General features: G+C 75.1%; 17 protein-coding genes and 1 pseudogene. 3 read left to right on the forward strand and 15 right to left on the reverse strand.

The features are described 5' to 3' along the window. A pseudogene (locus tag AB0E83_RS28825) lies at positions 1-768 on the forward strand (hypothetical protein); the annotation flags it as partial. Here AB0E83_RS28825 and AB0E83_RS28830 read toward each other — a convergent pair. Then, on the reverse strand, positions 759-1,268 hold the full coding sequence (locus tag AB0E83_RS28830; protein ID WP_362118081.1) for a MarR family transcriptional regulator: 510 nt from the start codon (positions 1,266-1,268) through the stop codon (positions 759-761). The pseudogene AB0E83_RS28825 and the gene AB0E83_RS28830 sit on opposite strands and share 10 nt — an antisense overlap. 75 nt (positions 1,269-1,343) lie before the next feature. Here AB0E83_RS28830 and AB0E83_RS28835 point away from each other — a divergent pair, with 75 nt between their 5' ends. Continuing rightward, positions 1,344-2,243 carry an ABC transporter ATP-binding protein gene (locus tag AB0E83_RS28835; protein ID WP_362118084.1) on the forward strand — a complete coding sequence of 300 codons (900 nt, stop codon included), beginning with the start codon at positions 1,344-1,346 and terminating at the stop codon, positions 2,241-2,243. After that, entirely contained in the window at positions 2,240-3,808 is a 1,569-nt protein-coding gene (locus tag AB0E83_RS28840; RefSeq protein ID WP_362118087.1) for an ABC transporter permease, read from the forward strand. Before AB0E83_RS28835 ends, AB0E83_RS28840 begins: the two co-directional genes overlap by 4 nt. A gap of 7 nt (positions 3,809-3,815) precedes the next feature. Here AB0E83_RS28840 and AB0E83_RS28845 read toward each other — a convergent pair whose 3' ends face one another. The 14 genes from AB0E83_RS28845 to AB0E83_RS28910 all read right to left on the reverse strand — a co-directional run bounded on the left by AB0E83_RS28845 (position 3,816) and on the right by AB0E83_RS28910 (position 18,153). After that, the gene (locus AB0E83_RS28845) at positions 3,816-5,018 is read right to left on the reverse strand and encodes a cytochrome P450 (protein ID WP_362118090.1); all 1,203 of its coding nucleotides are present in this window, start codon (positions 5,016-5,018) and stop codon (positions 3,816-3,818) included. A gap of 26 nt (positions 5,019-5,044) precedes the next feature. Further along, positions 5,045-5,707 (reverse strand): response regulator transcription factor, encoded by a 663-nt coding sequence (locus AB0E83_RS28850; RefSeq protein WP_362118093.1) that lies wholly within the window; start codon positions 5,705-5,707, stop codon positions 5,045-5,047. Continuing rightward, on the reverse strand, positions 5,704-6,990 hold the full coding sequence (locus tag AB0E83_RS28855; RefSeq protein WP_362118174.1) for a histidine kinase: 1,287 nt from the start codon (positions 6,988-6,990) through the stop codon (positions 5,704-5,706). The genes AB0E83_RS28850 and AB0E83_RS28855 overlap by 4 nt, the downstream gene beginning before the upstream one ends. 156 nt (positions 6,991-7,146) lie before the next feature. Next, entirely contained in the window at positions 7,147-8,016 is an 870-nt protein-coding gene (locus AB0E83_RS28860; protein ID WP_362118096.1) for an alpha/beta hydrolase, read from the reverse strand. Between the two features lie 127 nt (positions 8,017-8,143). Beyond that, positions 8,144-9,346, reverse strand: a complete 1,203-nt coding sequence (kynU, locus tag AB0E83_RS28865) for a kynureninase (RefSeq protein WP_362118099.1) — start codon at positions 9,344-9,346, stop codon at positions 8,144-8,146. Then, the gene (locus tag AB0E83_RS28870; RefSeq protein ID WP_362118102.1) at positions 9,339-10,202 is read right to left on the reverse strand and encodes a tryptophan 2,3-dioxygenase family protein; all 864 of its coding nucleotides are present in this window, start codon (positions 10,200-10,202) and stop codon (positions 9,339-9,341) included. The genes kynU and AB0E83_RS28870 overlap by 8 nt, the downstream gene beginning before the upstream one ends. 117 nt (positions 10,203-10,319) lie before the next feature. After that, positions 10,320-11,099, reverse strand: coding sequence for a DUF3152 domain-containing protein (locus AB0E83_RS28875; protein ID WP_362118105.1), 780 nt, complete (start codon positions 11,097-11,099; stop codon positions 10,320-10,322). A 235-nt stretch (positions 11,100-11,334) separates the two neighbouring features. Beyond that, positions 11,335-11,748 (reverse strand): DUF3151 domain-containing protein, encoded by a 414-nt coding sequence (locus tag AB0E83_RS28880; protein WP_362118108.1) that lies wholly within the window; start codon positions 11,746-11,748, stop codon positions 11,335-11,337. 56 nt (positions 11,749-11,804) lie between these two features. Further along, positions 11,805-13,259 carry an MFS transporter gene (locus AB0E83_RS28885; RefSeq protein WP_362118111.1) on the reverse strand — a complete coding sequence of 485 codons (1,455 nt, stop codon included), beginning with the start codon at positions 13,257-13,259 and terminating at the stop codon, positions 11,805-11,807. A gap of 37 nt (positions 13,260-13,296) precedes the next feature. Further along, positions 13,297-14,463 carry a MalY/PatB family protein gene (locus AB0E83_RS28890; RefSeq protein WP_362118114.1) on the reverse strand — a complete coding sequence of 389 codons (1,167 nt, stop codon included), beginning with the start codon at positions 14,461-14,463 and terminating at the stop codon, positions 13,297-13,299. 67 nt (positions 14,464-14,530) lie between these two features. Beyond that, on the reverse strand, positions 14,531-15,553 hold the full coding sequence (gene fbaA, locus AB0E83_RS28895) for a class II fructose-bisphosphate aldolase (protein WP_362118117.1): 1,023 nt from the start codon (positions 15,551-15,553) through the stop codon (positions 14,531-14,533). A 247-nt stretch (positions 15,554-15,800) separates the two neighbouring features. Further along, complete coding sequence (pyrE, locus tag AB0E83_RS28900) at positions 15,801-16,349, reverse strand: orotate phosphoribosyltransferase (protein WP_362118120.1); 549 nt, start codon at positions 16,347-16,349, stop codon at positions 15,801-15,803. Positions 16,350-16,358: 9 nt separating this feature from the next. Continuing rightward, a complete protein-coding gene (locus tag AB0E83_RS28905; RefSeq protein WP_362118123.1) occupies positions 16,359-17,150 on the reverse strand; it encodes an aldose 1-epimerase in 792 nt (263 codons plus the stop codon). An 82-nt stretch (positions 17,151-17,232) separates the two neighbouring features. After that, positions 17,233-18,153 carry an SRPBCC family protein gene (locus AB0E83_RS28910; protein ID WP_362118126.1) on the reverse strand — a complete coding sequence of 307 codons (921 nt, stop codon included), beginning with the start codon at positions 18,151-18,153 and terminating at the stop codon, positions 17,233-17,235. Between the last annotated feature and the right edge of the window lie 78 nt (positions 18,154-18,231).

Below are 18,231 nucleotides of genomic sequence, written 5' to 3' on the forward strand. Positions count from 1 at the left end.
GCGGCCGCCGTCCCGTCCTACGCGCGGTTCGCCGCCCACGCCGGGTCCTGGGCGGCCGCGGACGGACTCCGCGAGCGCCCGCGCCGCCCGGAGGCGGACGTGCGGACGGCGCCGTGGTGGCGGGTGCGGTCGCTGCGGCGCGCGGCGGGCCTGTCCCGGCTGGGGTACGGCCTGGCCGCCCTCGCGGTCTACGGCGGGCTGACGGCCATGGAGGTGATCTGGCCCGAACCGGAGGCCGACGGGGTGTTCTCCACGGGGGTTCCGCTCCTGCTGACGGCCGCCGCGGCCTGGACCCTCTGGGCCTCCTTCCAGGTGTGGAGCCGGGGCGTGCCCGTCGTCCGGCTCCTGGTGCGGGCCGCGCTCGCCCCCGTCCCCGTCGAGCGGCGGTACGCGCTCGTGCCCGCGCCGGTCGGCGAGGGGCCGACGCTGGTGGTCTTCCCCGCGCACGGGGGTCCGGACGACCGGCCCGAGGGGGCCCTGCCGCTGGTGCCGCCGGGCCGGCCGGTGGAGCCGGCCGGGACGGTGGAGCTGCGCGGCTGGCTGGACCGGGACGGCGGGGGCGAGGGGGACCCGGTGGTCGTGGCCTGGTGCGGCGGCCGTCCGCTGTGGCCCGCCGGGCCGTACCGGGAGGCCGGCACGGCGGACGGCGACGCGCTCCTGGCGGAGCTGGCCGGGCTGCTGGAGACCGCCCCCGCCCCCGTGCCCTCGCCCCCGTCCGTGCCCTCGCCTTCGCCCTCGCCCTCGCCGGGGGCCGAAGCTCAGGACTGAGCCGCCCGGGCCGCCTTCCGTTCCCGCCAGCGGTCCATCATCAGGAGCATCTCCTCCTGGAGGAAGGCGAAGAAGTCGGCGGTCTCGGCGGTGCGGGCGCCGGCCGCCGTGGTGGGGCCGAGGGTGGCGGCGCCGTCGCGCAGGACCTTCTCCCAGCGGAGGAGGACCTGGTCGCGGCGGGTGAAGGTCTCGTACCAGATCTCGTTGTGGAGCACGTACCGCTCGCGCCGGGTGCCGGGCTCGCGCTCGCGGGCGACCATGCCGACCTGGGTGAGGTAGCGGATCGCGCCGGAGACGGCGGCCGGGCTGATCTTGAGCTGTTCGGAGAGCTCCGCCGAGGTGAGCGAGGCGGTCTCGGAGGCGAGCAGCGCGGCGAAGACCCGGGAGGCCATCCGCTGCATGCCGGCCTCGGTCATCTCCGCGGCGAACCGTTCCACGAAGCGGGAGACCGCGTCCTCGCCGCCGGTGGTGCCCTCGGGGGTGTCCTCGGTGGTGGTCATGGTCCGACTCTATACCGTACCTTTTTACGCTTCCTTAACTTCACAAATTTGTGAAATGAGCGTACGTTCCGAAGCATGACGAACGCCATCAGCGTCACCGGACTCCACAAGTCCTTCGGCCGCACCCGCGCCCTCGACGGACTCGACCTCACCGTCGCCACCGGCGAGGTCCACGGCTTCCTCGGCCCCAACGGCGCCGGGAAGTCCACCACCATCCGCGTCCTGCTCGGGCTGCTGCGCGCCGACTCCGGCACCGTCCGGCTGCTCGGCGGCGACCCGTGGGCCGACGCCGTCGCCCTCCACCGGCGCCTCGCGTACGTCCCCGGCGACGTCACCCTCTGGCGCAACCTCTCCGGCGGCGAGGTGATCGACCTGTACGGGCGGCTGCGCGGCACCGGCCTCGACCGGGCCCGCCGGGACGGGCTGATCGAGCGCTTCGAACTCGACCCCACCAAGAAGGGCCGCACCTACTCCAAGGGCAACCGGCAGAAGGTCGCCCTGGTCGCCGCCTTCGCCTCCGACGCCGACCTCCTCGTCCTCGACGAACCCACCAGCGGCCTCGACCCGCTGATGGAGGAGGTCTTCCAGGACTGCGTCCGCGAGGCCCGCGACCGGGGCCGCACGGTCCTGCTCTCCAGCCACATCCTCAGCGAGGTCGAGTCCCTCTGCGACCGGGTCTCCATCGTCCGCAAGGGCCGCACGGTGGAGTCGGGTTCGCTCGCCCGGCTGCGCCACCTGACCCGGACGAGCGTGACCGCCGAACTCGCCGCCGCGCCGAACGGCATCGCCGCCCTCCCCGGCGTCCACGACCTGCGCGTCGAGGGACGCAAGGTCCGGCTCCAGGTCGACACCGACAAGCTCGACCCGGTCCTCGCCGCGCTCCTGTCCTCCGGCGTCCGCTCCCTCACCAGCACCCCGCCCACCCTGGAGGAGCTCTTCCTCCGTCACTACGCGGACACCGAGGTGGCGTCATGACCGCCCTCGCCGGCACCGGCACCCTCACCCGGCTCGCGCTCCGCCGCGACCGGCTGACGATCCCCCTCTGGGCCCTGGTCACCGGCGGGCTCGTCGCCTCCGGCCCCGGCTCCCTGGAGGGGCTGTACGGCACGGCCGCCCAGCGCGCCGAACTCGCCGCGTCCATGACCGCCAACAGCTCGATGCGCTCCCTCTACGGGCCGGTCTTCTCCGACTCCCTCGGCGGGCTCACCGCCTGGCGGTTCGGCACCTTCGGCGCGGTCCTCGCGGCCGTCGCCGGCCTGATCGTCGTCGTCCGGCACACCCGCGAGGAGGAGGAGACGGGCCGTCAGGAGCTGCTGTCCGCCGGGGCCGTGGGCCGCCGCGCCCCGCTGACCTCCGCCCTCCTCGCCGCCCTCGTCCTGAACGCCGCCGTCGCCCTGGTCGTCACCGCCGGCCTCGCCGGCCAGGGCGCCTCCGGGGCGCTCGCGCTCGGCCTCGCCCTCGGCGGCACCGGCATGGTCTTCGCGACCGCCGCCGCGCTCGCCGCCCAGCTCACCGAGAGCGCCCGGCTCGCCAAGGGGATCGCCGGCGGCGTCCTCGGCCTCGCCTTCGCGCTGCGCGCGGCGGGGGACGCGGGGGACGCCTCCGGTGACTCCGTGCTCACCTGGCTCTCCCCGATCGGCTGGGCCGGGAACGTCCGCGCCTTCGCCGGCGAACGCTGGTGGGTGCTGACGCTGATCGCCGCCGCCGTCGCCGTCCAGACCGTCCTCGCGTACGGCCTCGCCGCCCGCCGCGACGTCGGCGCCTCCTTCCTCGCCACCCGCCCGGGCCCCGCCGCCGGCCGCCTCGGCACGGCCGGGGCGCTCGCCCTGCGGCTCCAGCGCGGCGCGCTGGCCGGCTGGGGGCTCGGCTTCCTCCTCGGCGGGGTCGTCTTCGGCCGCATGGCCGAGGGCGCGGCGGAGCTCGTCGGCGACAACGAGAAGGCGCGGGAGATCTTCGCGCGCATGGGCGGGCAGACCGCGCTCACCGACGCCTTCCTCGCCACCATGGTCTCCCTCTTCGGGATGCTCGCCGCGCTGTACGCGGTCGGGGCGGTGCTGCGGGCGCACGCCGAGGAGAGCTCGGGCCGCGCCGAGCCGCTGCTCGCCGCCTCCCTGGGCCGGCTGCGCTGGGCCGCCGGGCACCTCGTGCCCGCCTTCGGCGGCGCGGCGCTGATCCTCCTCGCCGCGGGCCTCGGCCTCTCCCTCGGCTTCGGCGGCTCGTACGGCGCCGTCCTCGGCGCGGCCCTCGCCCAGCTCCCCGCCGTCTGGACCCTCGCGGGGGCGGCGGTCCTGCTCTGGGGCGCGGTGCCGCGGGCGGCGGGCGCGGCCTGGGGGGCGGCCGGCCTGTGCCTGGCCCTCGGCTGGATCGGCCCGGCCCTGGACCTCCCCCGGCGGGTCCTGGACCTCTCCCCCTACGCCCACCTCCCCAAGCTCCCCGGCACCGCCGTGTCCTGGTCCCCGCTCCTGCTGCTGACGGCCCTGGCGCTCGTCCTCACCGCCGCCGGTCTGGCGGGCCTGCGCCGCCGCGACCTCCAGGGCTGACGCCGGGTCAGACCTCGACGAGGAGGGACTCGACGCCGCGGATCACGTAACCGGGCCTCCGGACGGGTTCCGCGGCGAGCCGCAGGCCGGGCGCCTGCCGCAGCAGCTCCGCGAGGACGGCGGTGAGTTCGAGGCGGGCCAGCGGGGCGCCCAGACAGTAGTGGACGCCGGCGCCGAAGCTGACGTGGGGGTTGTCGGCGCGGGCGAGGTCGAGGGCGTCGGCGGTGGGGCCGAAGCGTGCCGGGTCGCGGTTGGCGGAGCCGAAGAGGAGCGCGACCTCCGAGCCGCGGGGCAGGACCGTGCCGCCGATCTCGATGTCGTCGAGGACCCAGCGCTCGAACATCTGGAGCGGCGTGTCGTACCGCAGGAGTTCGTCCACGGCCGCGGACAGGCCCGCCGGGTCGATCCCCCGGCTCCACAGCCCGTGCCGCAGCAGCGTCCACATCCCGCCGGTCGTCGTGTTGACGGTCGCCTCGTGGCCCGCGTTGAGCAGCAGCACGCAGGTGGAGACCATCTCCTGCTCGGTCAGCTCCCCGACGCCGATCAGGGCCGAGATCAGGTCGTCGCCCGGGTCGGCCCGCCGCCGGGCGATCAGCTCCCGCAGGTAGCCGGAGAACTCGATCGAGGCGCGGACCGCCCGCCGGGCCGTCTCCTCGGACGGGTTTGGCTCGAACATCCCGCAGATCGCCGCCGACCAGGGCCGCAGCATGGCCCGCTCCTCGTCCTCCTCCGGGACGCCGAGCATCGCGGCGATCACCGCGACCGGCAGGGGCTCGGCGACCGCCGCCTGGAGGTCGCCGCCGCCCGCCGCGACCAGCTCGCCGACCAGGCCGGCCGCCAGCTCCCGTACCGTCGGCGCGAGCCGCTCCACCGTCCGCGGGGTGAACGCCTTCGACACCAGCCGCCGGATCCGGGCGTGGTCGGCGCCCTCCAGGTCGAGCAGCCCGTGGTCATTGAGGGTGTGGAAGGGCTCGTGCGCCGGGTCCGGCGCCTCGCGCCCGAACTCCTCGTGGGTGAAGCGGTGGGTGTACGTACGGCCCAGCCGCCGGTCCCGCAGCAGCGCGGAGACGTCCTCGTGGTGCGGGACCAGCCACTGCCGGGTCGGTCCGTACCAGTGGACCCGGCCGCCCTCCCGCAGCGCGGCGTACGCCGGGTACGGATCGGCGACGAACTCCGGGGACCAGGGGTCGAAGGCGGCGGCGGTGTCCATGGCAGGACGCTACCGCCGCCCGGCCGCTACCGCCCGACCCGCACCAGGCGCGCCTCGTACGCGAAGACCGCCGCCTGCGTCCGGTCGCGCAGGCCCAGCTTCACCAGGATCCGGCTGACGTGCGTCTTGATCGTCGACTCGGCGACGACCAGGTGGTCGGCGATCTCCTGGTTCGACAGGCCCTGCGCGATCAGCACCAGGACCTCCGTCTCGCGCTCGGTCAGCTCCCCGATCTGGGCGACGGCGGGCGCCTTCGGGGCGGTGTCGGCGGACTTCGCGAACTCGGTGATGAGCCGCTTCGTCACGGTCGGCGCGAGCAGCGCCTCCCCGGCGGCGACGACCCGCACGCCCTCGGCGAGCTGCCGGGCGGAGGCGTCCTTGAGCAGGAAGCCGGAGGCGCCGGCGCGCAGCGCCTGGTAGACGTACTCGTCGAGGTCGAAGGTGGTCAGGACGAGGACCTTGGCGTCCGCGTCGGCGGCGACGATCTCCCGGGTGGCCTCGATGCCGTTCAGCTCGGGCATCCGGATGTCCATGAGGACGACGTCCGGGCGGAGAGCGGCCACCTGGGCCACCGCCTCCCGGCCGTTGACGGCCTCGCCGACGACCTCGATGTCCGGCATCGCGCCGAGCAGCACGGAGAAGCCCTCGCGGACCATGGCCTGGTCGTCGACGATCAGCACCCGGATCACCGCTCGCCCCCTTCGCGCTGGACGGGGATCTCCCGCTGGACGGGGACGAAGACGGTGACCTCGTACCCGCCGTCCCCGGTCGGTTCGGCCGTCATCTCCCCGCCGAGCATGCCGACCCGCTCCCGCATGCCGGTGATGCCGTGCCCCGCCCCGGGGGACGGCTTCACGAGGCCGCGCGCGGGCCCGTTGGCGATCCGCAGGCCGAGGCCGCCGAGCACGTACCCGAGCTCCACCTTGGCCGGGGCGCCGGGCGCGTGCCGCAGCACGTTCGACAGGGCCTCCTGGACGATCCGGTACGCGGACAGCTCCACGCCCTGCGGCAGTTCGCGCGCCGCGCCGGTGACCGTCAGGGTCACGTCGAGCCCGGCCTCCCGGACGTTGGCGACGAGGCCGTCGAGGTCGGCGAGGGTCGGCTGCGGGGCGTCGGGCGCCTCGTAGTCCTCGGCCCGGACGACCCCGAGGATGCGGCGCAGCTCGGTGAGGGCGGCGACCGCGTTCTCCCGGATGGTGCGGAATGCCTGCTCCAGCTCCGGCGGCGGGTTCTCCACCCGGTAGGGCGCGGCCTCGGCCTGGATGGCGACCACCGACATGTGGTGGGCGACGACGTCGTGCAGCTCGCGGGCGATGGTCGTCCGCTCCTCCAGCAGGGTCCGCTTGGAGCGCTCGACGGCGGTGACGGTCCGCTGGGCGGTGACCTCGCGGGCCGCCTGGCCGCGGATCTGGACCACGGCGATCACCAGCAGGAAGAGCGCGGAGAAGAAGAGCATCTGGGGGGCGTTGGAGCCGTATCCGCTGCTCATGGCCAGGAAGAAGGAGGTGAAGGTGGCGTACGCGGCGGTGAGCAGCCACATCCACGCGGCGGTCCGGGGTCCGGTCCGCAGGGCGACGACCACCAGGACGAAGAGGTGGGCGGCGAAGGAGTTCGGCGTCCAGGGCCAGCCGTCGTAGCCGCTCAGGTAGGCGACGAAGGGCGTCGAGCCCAGCGAGAGCCAGAAGGCGGGCGCCGGGCGGACCAGGGTGAGGAGCACGGCGGCGGTCGGCACCAGGCAGGAGACGAGGGCGACCGGCCCGACGGCGCCGCCGATGTTGTCGAAGCCGAGGAGGAAGGTCACCAGGGCGAGGAAGCCGATCGCCGCGTGCGGCAGCAGCCCGGCGTGCGGGCGCAGCCGCCGGGGCAGGAAGCGCAGGGCGGGGCTGTCCGGCGCGAGCCGGGGCAGCGGGCGGTAGGAGAGGGCGTCGCCGGAGAGGTCCGCGCGCAGACCGCCGAGCGCGTCCAGCGTCATGCGGAGCTCGGGGCTGCGGCTGCCCGTGTCGGGGGTCTGTGTCGGGTTCACGCCGTCCACCGTACGGAACGCCCCGGGACGCCCGCGTCCCGCTGGATGCGGATCCCGGGGCGTCCCCCTTGAGTACTACGCGGGTCCCGGCGGGTCCCGGAGGGCTCAGAACGCGAGCTGGGCGATCTCCTCCGCGACCACCGCGCACGCGTCGGCCGCCGGGTCGATCAGCGGGAAGTGGCCGACGTCCTCCAGGAGCGTCAGGCCGACCGTCTCGCCCGCCTTCGCCGCCGCCTCCACGAAGGCGTCGGCGACCTCGGCGGGGACGGTGAGGTCCTCGCGGCCCTGGACGAGGGCGGTGGCGATGCCGGTGGGCAGCAGGCGGGCCGGGTCGGTGGCGGCGGCCCGCTCGTCGTACGCCGCCGCGCCGCCGAGCAGCTGGGTGACCGCGCCGCCGCAGACGTCCAGCTCGCGGGCGCGCTCGAAGTGCCCGATGGGGGCGAGGGCGACGACGCCGCGCAGCGCGGGCGGGGCGGGCAGCCGCCAGGGGGAGCCGGCGGGCAGCACGTGCCGGGCGGCGGCCCACAGGGCGAGCTGGCCGCCGGCCGAGTGGCCGGTGAGGACCGTGCGGTGCGGGTCGGCCTGGGGCAGGTGGGCGGCGGCGAGGTCCGGTACGGCGTCGAGGGCGGCGGCCACGTCGTCGAAGGTCTCCGGCCAGCGGCCGGCGACCGGGGCCGCGCCGCCCTGGTGGGGCAGGCCGGGGCCGCGCCGGTACTCGACGCTGGCGACGGCGAAGCCGCGGCGGGCGAGGAAGTCCGCGAAGGGGCTGACGTGCTGCCGGTCGTAGGGGGCCCGCCAGGCGCCGCCGTGCAGGACGACGACGAGCGGGGCGCGCCCGGCGCCGGTCCTGGGCGCGTAGAAGTCGACGACCTGGTCGGGGTGTTCGCCGTACGCGGCGGTGGCGTCGGGAGGGACGGCCGGGTGCGAGAAGGCCGAGGTCTCTTCGGCGGCGTCGCGCGCGGCGGGGTCCGGCATGGGGTGTTCCAACCTTTCGGTGACGGGGCCGATCCGGCCTGACCTGCGGGGACCGTATCAGGGTCCGGGCCCCGCAGATCAGGTGAAGATCCGACCTGACGACCGGTCAGGGCCGGTCGCGCGTCCGTCAGTCGGCCGGCAGGCCGGCCAGCACCTCGGCGAGGATCCGGGCCGCCCTCTCCGCGTCCGCGAAGCCGACGTACAGCGGCGTGAAGCCGAACCGGAGGATGTCCGGGCGGCGCAGGTCGCCGACCACTCCGCGCTTGACCAGTTCCGGCATCACGGCGGGCGCGTCGGCGCAGCGCAGCGCGACCTGGCTGCCGCGCTCGCCGTGCGGCTCCGGGGTGACCGGCGTGACCCGGCCCTCGGGGACGTACGCCCGCACGCACTCCAGGAAGAAGTCCGTGAGGGCGAGGGACTTGGCGCGGACCTCCTCGATCGCGACCCCGTCCCACACGTCGAGCGCCGCCTCCAGGGCCAGCATCGACAGGATGTCCGGGGTGCCGACGCGGCCCCGGACGGCGCCGTCGGCGGCCCGGTAGCCGGGGGTCATGCCGAAGGGGTCGGCGTGCGAGGTCCAGCCCGGCAGCGGCGAGTCGAAGCGGGCCTGGTGGCGCTCGGCGACGTACAGGTACGCGGGCGAACCGGGGCCGCCGTTGAGGTACTTGTACGTGCAGCCGACCGCCAGGTCGACGCCGTGCGCGTCGAGGCCGACGGGCAGGGCGCCGGCGCTGTGGCACAGGTCCCAGACGGCGAGCGCGCCCGCCGCGTGCAGGGCGGCGGTGGTGCCGGGCAGGTCGTGGAGCCGGCCGGTGCGGTAGTCGACGTGGTTGACGAGCGCGAGGGCCGTGCGGTCGCCCGCCGCGCCGGGGATGTCGGCCGGGTCGAGGGGCACGATCCGGTGACCGGTCATCCGGGCGGCGGACTCGGCGATGTACCCGTCCGTGGGAAAGGTCGTCGCGTCCACCAGGATCTCGTCGCGTCCCTCTCCGGCGAGCCGGGCCGCCGCGACGACCGCCTTGAAGACGTTGACGCTGGTCGAGTCGCCGACCACGATCTGTCCGGCGGCGGCGCCGACGAGCGGGGCGATCCGGTCGCCGATCCGCTCGGGGGCGGTCCACCAGCCCGACTCGTCCCAGGAGCGGATCCGCAGCTCGCCCCACTCGCGGCCGATGACGTCGGCCATCCGGGCGGGGACGTGCGCGGGGAGCGCGCCGAGCGAGTTGCCGTCGAGGTAGACGGTCTCCTCGTCGAGGGCGAACTTCGCGCGGTGGCCGGCGAGCGGGTCGGCGGCGTCGAGGCGCTCGGCCTCCTGCGTGAGGTCAGACATGGCTGCGGGCCGTCCAGAGCTCGGGGAAGACGTTCTTCTGGGCGCGCTTCTCCAGCCAGGCCACGCCCGCGGAGCCCCCGGTGCCGGTCTTGGCGCCCATCGCGCGGCGGGTCGCCACCAGGTGGTCGTTGCGCCATCGCCAGATCAGTTCGGCGACGTCGCTGAGGGCCTCGCCGAGGCGGACGAGCTCGCCGTTCTCGTCGGGCGCCGCGTAGAGCGACGCCCACACGGCCTCGACCTCGGCGGAGGGCTCGTACCGCAGCGTCAGGTCGCGGGCGAGGACGGACGGGGGGACGGGCAGGCCGCGCCGGGCGAGGAAGCCGAGGGTCTCGTCGTAGAGGCTCGGCTCGTGCAGCGCCTTCTCCAGCTCGGCGTGGACGCGGGGCGCGCCCCGGTGCGGGACGAGCATGGACGCGGACTTCTCGCCGAGCAGGAACTCCATGCGCCGGTACATCGCCGACTGGAAGCCGGAGCCCTCGCCGAGCGCGCCCCGGTAGGCGTTGAACTGGGCGGGGGTGAGCTGGGAGAGCGGGCGCCAGGAGTGGTTCAGCGCCTCCAGCTCGCGCACCGAGCGCTTGAGCGCGTCGATCGCGACCGGCAGGCGGTCCTCGCGCAGGGCGCGGCTCGCGGTCTCCCATTCGTGGACGATCACCGTGAACCACAGCTCCATGACCTGGGTGGTGACCAGGAAGACCATCTCACCGGGGTCGTCCGAGCGGAGGTGCTGGAGGTGGGTGAGGACGTCCGCCTGGACGTAGTCCTCGTACGGCGTGGTGCCCGCGAAGTCGAGGTTCGGCGCGTCGTCGGCGACCGCACCGGCTCCGGAGGCATCGGGGGAAACCTGGAAGGTCGACATTTCTGTCTCCTCGATACGTACTACCGGGTAGCGGTCCGCTCCACCGCGCACGGCACGTGCCACGGGAGCCCCGGTCCCCTCAGGAGGCGTGCTCCGTCGCACGCCGTCCCAAGCGCATCATGACACGATCGGACCGGTGATGTAGAGCCCCTCTTCGTCATACGGAAAAGCGTTCGAACGGCATCCGTTGAGGCCCTTGATCTGCTGCATCATCGCCGGGGCGGGCTTCCCCGGCCCGCCGCAGCCCATGTGCTGCCGGATCCCGATCTCGTGCCCGACCTCGTGGTTGATGATCAGGTGCCGGTACTCCTCCGGCGGCCCGGCGAAGGTCGGCGAGCCCAGCATCCACCGCTTGAGGTTCACCACGACGCCGTCGGCGGTCTCGCAGTTCAGCTCGCCGTGGGTGTCGAAGCCCTGCCGGGCGCAGAGCGCGTCCGCGGTGTCGGGGGTGGCGATCCGGATCACGAAGTCGGCGTCCGACGCCACCAGCTGGAAGCGGCCCCGGCCGTGCGCGGCCCAGCTGCGCGGATGGGCGAGGATCGCCTCGATCTCCTCGGCGGTCCCGCGGGCCGACAGGTCCACGCCCTCCTCGATCTGCACCCGGTACCGGCGCAGCGTCCCGCTGGTGCCGGTGACCTTGCCGGAGGCGGTCGCGGTGGTGAAGGTGCCGGGACCGGACCGCGGCACCGTCGCGGACGTCCGCTTCGGCGCGGTCGGCTTCGGTTTCGGTTTCGGCTTCGGCTTCGGTTTCGGTTTCGGCTTGACCGTGGCCGTGGCCTTCCGGGTCGGCTCCGGGGCGGCCGCCGTCGGCTCCGGGGCCTGCGGCGCCGCGGAGACCGGGGGGCGTACGGCGGTGTCCCGCTCCCCCTCCCCGGCCTGGAAGTGGGCGAGCGCCACGCCCGCGCCGAGCGAGGCGGCCGTCAGGACCAGGGTCGACAGGACGAGCCTCCCGCGGCGCGTGACACGCGTCCCCCGGCGACGGCTCCTCCCGCTCTGTCGGTTCTGCCGGCGCCGGTCAGGCGCCCCCCGCTTGCCCACGACAGTTCCCCCCTGTTCAGGCCGGTCCGGGGATCGTACCGGCCGGGGCGGACACCGGGGCGGGGCGCCCCGGGGCGCCCCGCGCGGGAACCGGTCAGCCCAGCGTCTCGGCGGCGGTCTCCGAGGAGTCCCGCAGGAAGGTCGTGCAGCGCTCGTACTCGGCCTGCTCGCCGATCTCCCCGGCCGCCCGCGCCAGCGCGTGCAGGGCCCGCAGGAAGCCGCGGTTCGGCTCGTGCTCCCACGGCACCGGGCCGTGGCCCTTCCACCCGTTGCGCCGCAGCGCGTCGAGACCCCGGTGGTAGCCGGTGCGGGCGTAGGCGTACGACTCCACCACGCGGCCCGCCTCGAACGCGTCGTCCGCGAGCTGCGCCCAGGCGAGCGAGGAGGTCGGGTACTTCGCGGCGACGTCGGCGGGCGCGGTGCCCTGCGCGAGGAGCTCACGCGGCTCCGGGTCGTCGGGCAGACGGGTGGGCGCGGGCCCGCCCAGCAGATTCTCATGCGTAACCATCCCCCCAGTCTGCCCCACCGGCGACGGGCCCGGGCCGTGCCTCCCGGACCTTCCGGTCAGGGGGAGGTGCCCGGGTCCAGCGGCGGGGAGGACACCGCGCAGTGGTGCCGGCACCCGGGGTGGCAGGCCGGCCCGGCGGGGGCCCGCATCGTCGTCCAGGCGAGGAGCGCGCCGGCGGCGAGCACCCCCGCGCAGATCGGCATCGCCCGGCCGAAGGTCGCGTCGAACTCCGCCGGCGAGCGGTACGCCTCCGGCCCCATCCCCGTCAGCAGCGGCAGCGCCGCCACCGCGATCAGCCCCGCCGCCCGCGCCGCCGCGTTGTTGATGCCGCTGGCGAGCCCGGCGCGGGAGACGTCCACGGAGGCCAGGACCGTCGCGGTCAGCGGGGCCACCAGGACCGTCATGCCGAGGCCGAGCACCACCAGGGCCGGCAGCACGTCCCGCGCGTACGAGGCGTCCGGGCCGACCCGCAGCATCAGCAGCATCCCGGCGGCGCACAGCAGCGGGCCCGCGGTCAGCGGGATCCGCGGCCCGATCCGCTCCCCCAGCTCGCCCGCCTTCGCGGAGAGCAGCAGCATCAGGACGGTCGTCGGCAGCAGGGCCGTGCCGGCGGCGAGGGCCGAGTAGCCGGAGACCACCTGGAGCTGGAGCGCGGCGAGGAAGAAGAAGCCGCCGAAGGCCGCGTACACGCACAGCGTCACCAGGTTGACCGCCGTGAAGAGCCGGGACCGGAAGACCGACGGCGGCACCATCGCCCGCTCGCCCCGCCGCCGCTCCACCACCGCGAAGGCGGCGCCCGCGGCGACGCCCGCCGCCCCCGCCCACCACACCGCCCCGATCAGCGCGTACGTGACGAGGCCGAGGGCCGCCGCGCCGAGCACCGCGCCCAGCACGTCGAAGCGGCCCCGCGCGGCTTCGTCCCGGGACTCGGGCACGTGCCGCAGCGCGACCGGCACGCAGAGGGCCGCGAGCGGCACGTTCAGCAGGAAGACCCACCGCCAGCCCGGCCCGTCGACCAGCCAGCCGCCGACGAACGGCCCGACCGCCGCCCCCACCCCGCCGAACCCGGACCACAGGCCGACCGCCCGGGCCCGGTCGTCGGGGTGGAAGCTCGCCTGGATCAGCGCGAGCGACCCCGGCGTGAGCAGCGCCCCGCCGACCCCCTGGAGGGCGCGGGCCGCGACGAGCACCCCGGCGTTCGGCGCGAGCCCGCACAGCAGGGAGGCGAGCGCGAACCACACCACGCCGAGGACGAAGACCCGCCGCCGCCCGTACCGGTCGCCGAGCGAGCCGCCGAGCAGGATCAGCCCGGCCAGCGTCAGCATGTACGCGTTGACGGTCCACTGGAGCACGGCGAGGTCGGCGCCGAGGTCCTCGCCGATGTGCGGCAGCGCCACGTTGACGACGGTCGAGTCGAGCAGCGCCATCCCCGAGCCGAGGACGGTCGTGAGGACGATCCACCGCCCGGCCCCGGAAGCCATCCGCACATCGGGTCCAGCCGTACCCACCATGGGTGCATGGTCCCGCGTCCCGGGGGCGCGTGCCTCCTCAGGACCGGTCGGTCCGCAGCCGTCCCGCCGCCCGGACCAGGGCGTCCACGCCCCGTTCGGCCTTGGCCCGGGGGCAGCCCACGTTGAGCCGGACGAAGCCGGGGGTGCCGTAGGTGGCGCCCGGCATGATCGCGACCTTCTCGGCGCGGACCAGCTCCTCCTGGAGCCGGTCCTCCTCGATGCCGAGGGGGCGGAGGTCGATCCAGGCGAGGTAGCCGGCCTGCGGGGGCCGCCAGGCGACGCCCGGCAGGCCCGCGGCGAGCCGCTCCCCGACCAGGGCCATGGTGCCCGCCACGTAGCCGCGCAGCTCGTCCAGCCAGCGGGCGCCGTGCCGGTAGGCGGCGACGTGGGCGGTGAGCGAGAGGACGGCCGGGGAGGCGAGGCCCTCGCCGGTCTCCATCCGCCGCACGAACGCGGCGCGCTCCTCCGGGTCGCCGACGAAGCCGTACGAGCCGGAGAGCGCGGGGAAGTTGAAGGCCTTGGTGCCGGAGGTGACGAGCGCCCAGCGCCGGTCGCCGCCCGCCGCCGCGATCCGGGTCCAGGGGACGTGCCGGTGGCCGTCTGCGGTCAGGTCGGCGTGGATCTCGTCGCTGACGACGGGCACGCCGTGGCGGCGGGCCAGCCGGGCGAACCCGGTCAGCTCCGCCTCCGTCCACACCCGCCCGGTGGGGTTGTGCGGCGAGCAGAGCAGCAGCATCGTGCTGTCCGGCCGGGCCAGCTCCCGCTCCAGGGCGCCGAGGTCGCCGACCGGCACCCCGCGCAGCTCCCGGCCGAGCCCGGTGACGGCCTTGCGGAAGCCGTCGTACGTGGGGGTGTGGGTGACCACGCCGTCCCCGGGCCGCGTCCACATCCGGAGCAGCTGGGAGACCTGGTTGAGCACGGAGGGCGCGTACACCAGCGCCTCGGTGTCGACGTCGGTGGCGTACCGGGTCGCGTACCAGTGGCGTATCGCCTCCCGGAACTCCCCGAGCCGCCAGTCGGTGTAGCCGAAGACGCCGTGGTCCACCCGCGCGCGCAGCGCGTCGAGGACCTCCGGCGGGGAGGCGAAGTCCATGTCGGAGATGGTGAAGGGCAGCAGGTCGGAGACGCCGAAGCGGTCCGCGGTCCCGTCCCACTGGACCGACCAGGTGCCCCGCCGGTCCCTCGCCCCGTCGAAGTCGTACACGCCGCTCTCCTCCCGGTGCGCGAAGGGCCCGGCACCCTCGGCGGGTGCCGGGCCCTCCCGCCACGGCTTACTTCAGCTTCTTGCCGGCCGAGCGCAGCGCCTCGCACGCCTCGGTGACGCGCGCGGCCATGCCCGCCTCGGCGAGCTTGCCCCAGGTGCGCGGGTCGTAGGTGGACTTCTTGCCGACCTCGCCGTCGACCTTCAGGACGCCGTCGTAGTTGCGGAACATGTGGTCCACGACCGGGCGGGTGAAGGCGTACTGGGTGTCGGTGTCGAGGTTCATCTTCACCACGCCGTTGTCGATGGCGGTGGCGATCTCCTCGGCGGTCGAGCCGGAACCGCCGTGGAAGACGAAGTCGAACGGGGAGCTCTTGCCGAACTTCTCGCCGACGCCGGCCTGGAGGTCCTTGAGGAGCTCGGGGCGCAGGACGACGTTGCCCGGCTTGTAGACGCCGTGCACGTTGCCGAAGGAGGCGGCGAGCAGGTAGCGGCCCTTCTCGCCCAGGCCCAGGGCCTCGGCGGTGCGGATCGCGTCGTCGACCGAGGTGTAGAGCTCGTCGTTGATCTCGTGGCTGACGCCGTCCTCCTCGCCGCCGGTCGGGGTGATCTCGACCTCCAGGATGATGTTGGCGGCGGCGGCCTTGGCGAGCAGCTCCTGGCCGATGGCCAGGTTGTCGGCCAGGGTCTCGGCGGAGCCGTCCCACATGTGCGACTGGAAGAGCGGGTTCTCGCCGCGGGCGACGCGCTCGGCGGAGATGTCGAGCAGCGGGCGGACGTAGCCGTCCAGCTTGTCCTTCGGGCAGTGGTCGGTGTGCAGCGCGACGGTGATGTCGTACTTCGCGGCGACGATGTGGGCGAACTCGGCCAGGGCGACGGCGCCCGTGACCATGTCCTTGCTGTACTGGCCGCCCAGGAACTCGGCGCCACCGGTCGAGATCTGGATGATGCCGTCGCTCTGGGCCTCGGCGAAGCCGCGCAGCGCCGCGTGGAGGGTCTGGGACGAGGTCACGTTGATGGCCGGGTAGGCGAACTTGCCAGCCTTCGCCCGGTCGAGCATCTCGGCGTAGACCTCGGGGGTTGCGATGGGCATTCGTCCGCTCCTTGTGATGTGCGGGTGTGGGCGTTGCTGTGTCCCTGACCTAGGGGCGACGTCATCGTCGGTGCCATCTTTCCAGACTCTTGTGCGGGCTCCCACGGGCACGGCACGCCGAAGGGCGGGGTGTTTCACGTGAAACACCCCGCCCTCGGATGAAAGAGCAGGTCAGAACCGTATGGGCCGGTTTCCGGGACCTAAGTCACGACTTCGCGGCGGTTCGTCCGCGCGGCGCCGCGGGGGGTCAGGCGAGACCGAGCTCGTCCAGCGCGTACGCGTAGAGGTACGGGACGCCCGCCGTGCCGCTGATCTTCTCGCCAGCGCCGGTGGCGCGGTCGACGATGGTGGCGACGGCGACGACCTCGGCGCCGGCCGCGCGGGCCGCCTCGACGGCGGTCAGCGGGGAGCCGCCGGTGGTGGAGGTGTCCTCGACGATCAGGACCCGGCGGCCCTTGATGTCCGGGCCCTCGACCTGGCGCTGCATGCCGTGCGCCTTGGCGGCCTTGCGGACGACGAAGGCGTCGAGGCGCTCGCCGCGCGCGGCGGCGGCGTGCAGCATCGAGGTGGCGACGGGGTCGGCGCCCAGGGTGAGGCCGCCGACCGCGTCGAAGTCGAGGTCCGCGACCAGGTCGAGCATGACCCGGCCGACCAGCGGCGACGCCGCCCCGTCCAGCGTGATCCGGCGCAGGTCCACGTAGTAGTCGGCTTCCAGACCCGAGGAGAGGGTCACCTTGCCGTGCACCACGGCCTTGTCCTTGATCTGCTGGAGCAGATCGGCGCGTACGTCAGTCATGCCCCGAGCTTAAAGCCGCTGCCAGGCCCAGACGCTCTCGACCTCCAGGGGGTCGATGGGGGTGACCAGCCGGGGGTGGGTGTTGAGGCCGTTCGGCGGGCCGGTCTGCGGCTCGACGCAGACCGCGTCCGCCGGCTCGTCGTAGATCACGACCCACTCGGCGCGGCTGGTCACCTTCAGCTCCAGCTCGCCCGGCCAGGTGAGGGTGACGTCGACGCCGTCGGGCATGCCGAAGCAGTCGTCCCAGGGGCCGGGGAGGGGGGCGATGCGGTGGCCGGTGGGCAGGTGGTCGTCGCCGCGCTCCTCCTGCCAGCCGGGCGCGAAGCCGATCGCCACGTCCTCGCCGCCCTGCCCGAGGTTCCGCAGGAACCAGGGGTGCCAGCCGGCCTGCGCGGGGAAGGAGTCGTCGTACGCCTCCACCCCGAACCGCAGCGTCAGCCGGTCCTCGGCCAGTTCGAGGACCTGGGTGACCCGGCCCTTGTACGGCCACGGGTCGTCGAGGTCGCAGGTGAGGACGGCCTCGGTCGCGGTGGCCCGGGCCACCGTCCAGGCCCGGTCGCGGACGGTGCCGTGGATGGCGTGCGGGTCCGCGTTGACGGGCAGCAGGTGGGTGGCGGCGCCGTCGCGGAACCGGCCGTACGCGGTCCGGCCGCACCAGGGCACCATCGGGAAGCTGCCGTAGCGCTCGCCCTGCTTGAGGACCTCGGTCCCGGCGATGCGCAGGCTCTCGATCCGGCCGCCACGGGCGGGGTTGATGGTCAGCTCGGCGTCGCCCGCCGTCAGTCGCGTCAGGTTGCTCACGCCCCGACCCTAAGTCCTGGGCCCGGCCGGTCGGTCCGTTTCGACGCGGAGCCTTCCGCGCGGAGCTCCCGGTGCGGAGTCCTCAGCGCCGTCGGCGCAGGGCGCGTCCGACGATGACCGCGGAGGCGAGGGCGAGGACGGCGGCGGGGGCGACCCAGCGGAGGGTGGCGCCGGCGCCGCCGGGCTCGGGGGCCGGCACGGGGGCGTACCGGCCGCGCGGCGGCGCGTGGTCGACCTCCTCGGCGCTCCGGCCGATCATCGTGCGGCGCGCGTGGGCGGCCTCAGCAGGCTGTGCGGCGGGGGGGTCCGGCGGGCCGGCCGGCTCGGGGAACACGTCCTCGCCGAAGAGGTCGGTCCCGTCCAGGGCGTCCTCCTCGCCGGGGCCGCCGGGGACACCGGGGCCGCCGGGGACTCCGGGGCCGCCGGGGACTCCGGGGCCGCCGGGGACTCCGGGGCCGCCGGGGACTCCGGGGCCGCCGAGGGCGGGGCCGTCGCCGGTGCCGAAGGAGGTCTCCCCGCCCGGGGCCTCGCCGGCCGCTCCTCCGGGGTGCTGCGCGGAGGTCTCGGCGGCGAGGGCGGCGACGGCCTCCACGAAGGCGTCCAGGAGGCGGGCGCGGGCGGCGTCCCGGGCCTCCTCGGGTTCCGCGGCGAGCCGGCCGGTGGCGGTGAGGGCGCCGGTGAAGCTGAGTCCGGTGCCTTCGGCCGCCGGGGTGAGGACGACGGTCAGGGAGATCTCGGCGACGCCCTTGCCGCGGGCCTCGGCGCCCTCGCCCTCGTAGGTGATGGCGCCGTCCCGCTCGACGATCCGCAGGCCCCCCCGGTAGGTGATGGTGTGGCCGCCGACCCGGAGCCGGAACCGCCCGACGAGGTCCTCGCCCGCCTCGGCGGCCCCCTCGGAGGCGTCCCGCTGGAGGCCGGGCGCGCAGCGCGCCACCCGGTCCGGGTCGGTGAGGACGGCCCGCAGGGCCGCGGCCGGGACCGGGACGAACACCTCATGCTCCATGGGAACCGAGCCTACTCAGCGGGGCGCCCCGCGTCGCCCGTTCGTCCCGGGACCCGCCTCCGGGTCCCCCGCGCGGTG

Origin of the sequence: Streptomyces sp. NPDC035033 (genome assembly GCF_040636735.1) — a bacterium.
In the GTDB taxonomy this organism is placed as follows: Bacteria; Actinomycetota; Actinomycetes; order Streptomycetales; family Streptomycetaceae; genus Streptomyces.

Coding starts and splice junctions, on each gene's coding strand:
- AB0E83_RS28830 (WP_362118081.1), bottom strand. CDS start 1,268: ATGACCACCACCGAGGACACCCCCGAGGGCACCACCGGCGGCGAGGAC.
- AB0E83_RS28835 (WP_362118084.1), top strand. CDS start 1,344: ATGACGAACGCCATCAGCGTCACCGGACTCCACAAGTCCTTCGGCCGC.
- AB0E83_RS28840 (WP_362118087.1), top strand. CDS start 2,240: ATGACCGCCCTCGCCGGCACCGGCACCCTCACCCGGCTCGCGCTCCGC.
- AB0E83_RS28845 (WP_362118090.1), bottom strand. CDS start 5,018: ATGGACACCGCCGCCGCCTTCGACCCCTGGTCCCCGGAGTTCGTCGCC.
- AB0E83_RS28855 (WP_362118174.1), bottom strand. CDS start 6,990: ATGACGCTGGACGCGCTCGGCGGTCTGCGCGCGGACCTCTCCGGCGAC.
- AB0E83_RS28860 (WP_362118096.1), bottom strand. CDS start 8,016: ATGCCGGACCCCGCCGCGCGCGACGCCGCCGAAGAGACCTCGGCCTTC.
- kynU (WP_362118099.1), bottom strand. CDS start 9,346: ATGTCTGACCTCACGCAGGAGGCCGAGCGCCTCGACGCCGCCGACCCG.
- AB0E83_RS28870 (WP_362118102.1), bottom strand. CDS start 10,202: ATGTCGACCTTCCAGGTTTCCCCCGATGCCTCCGGAGCCGGTGCGGTC.
- AB0E83_RS28880 (WP_362118108.1), bottom strand. CDS start 11,748: ATGGTTACGCATGAGAATCTGCTGGGCGGGCCCGCGCCCACCCGTCTG.
- AB0E83_RS28885 (WP_362118111.1), bottom strand. CDS start 13,259: ATGGTGGGTACGGCTGGACCCGATGTGCGGATGGCTTCCGGGGCCGGG.
- fbaA (WP_362118117.1), bottom strand. CDS start 15,553: ATGCCCATCGCAACCCCCGAGGTCTACGCCGAGATGCTCGACCGGGCG.
- pyrE (WP_362118120.1), bottom strand. CDS start 16,349: ATGACTGACGTACGCGCCGATCTGCTCCAGCAGATCAAGGACAAGGCC.
- AB0E83_RS28910 (WP_362118126.1), bottom strand. CDS start 18,153: ATGGAGCATGAGGTGTTCGTCCCGGTCCCGGCCGCGGCCCTGCGGGCC.